The 1,019-nt window shown below is 78.6% G+C and carries 1 protein-coding gene; it reads right to left on the bottom strand.

Translation table 11 applies throughout. The features are described 5' to 3' along the window. Window positions 1–744 (bottom strand): DUF5719 family protein (locus NBX02_RS05215; protein WP_250290234.1); only part of this gene is annotated, 744 nt, incomplete at its 3' end. Between the last annotated feature and the right edge of the window lie 275 nt (window positions 745–1,019).

Genomic DNA, 1,019 nt, shown 5'->3' with positions numbered 1-1,019 from the left:
TGCACCATCGCCGAGCGCACCAGCGGTGGCCGCACCGTCACCCGCGCCGGGACCGGTGGCCCGCGTGGCGGCGCCCGCCTCCCCACGGCCGGCCGGCCCGAACGACGTGATCTCCACGCGCGCGGGCGCTGTCTCGGGGTTGGTAAGGACGATCACCGGGTCACGGCCGGTACCGGTACCCGGGCCGACGAACCAGAACTCGCTCCTCGGCGGATCGCAGCGTGCCCGGGACGGTGCCCGGCCGGGCCCGCCCGGGACGGTCACCGTGGCGCTCAGCCCGGCCGCCACCGGGCCGCTGGCGTGCACGGCCAGCGGCACACCACCGTTCGTCTGGACCAGTACGCCCCGCGCCCGGGCCGGACCGGTCGGGACGTCACGCACCGCGCCACCGGTGGACAGCCAGATCCGCCCGTCCGCGCCCGGCCTCCCACCCACCACGCCGCCGGCGGTCACGACGTCCACCGTCACCGGGGCGCCTGCCGGCGGGTCGAGATCCGGGCACAGCAGCATCGCGGACGCCACCGGTACCCGTGGGCCGGCTGTGGGCAGGACCGTCTCGGGCCGGCTGCCCGCCGTGGGCCGGCCGAGGACGGCCAGGGCCAGCACGCTGGACAGGGCGGACATGACGGCAACCGCGATCACCGCCGCCGGGCGCGCGCGCCCGGCCCAGCTCGCGGCCCGCACCTCCCGGACCGGCTGTCGCCGCCCAGCACGCCGGCACCGGTTCCCCAGCACTGCCAGCATGACCCGGATCGGCTCGCCACGGTCCTCGGGACGCGGCGCGCCGGCAGCCGCCGTCCGCACGGCCCGGGCCAGATGGCCGGGAAGCTCCCTTCGAGTATGTCGCTCCGCCCGGACCGGCCGCTTCACCTGAACCGGCCGCTGCGGGCGGCCGGACCACTCAGGACGGCCGGGCTGGTCCGGGCGGCCGGGCTGGTCCGGGCAGCCGGGCTGGTCCGGGCAGCCGGGCTGGTCCGGGCGGGCCCCCTGCGTCCCGGTCACCGTGGGGAGCCCGTTGC

The organism is Protofrankia sp. CiP1_Cm_nod1 (genome assembly GCF_920888515.1).
In the GTDB taxonomy this organism is placed as follows: domain Bacteria; phylum Actinomycetota; class Actinomycetes; order Frankiales; family Frankiaceae; genus Protofrankia.
Note: the sequence above shows the minus strand (reverse complement) of the source record. Positions and strands in the feature narration are given on the sequence as shown.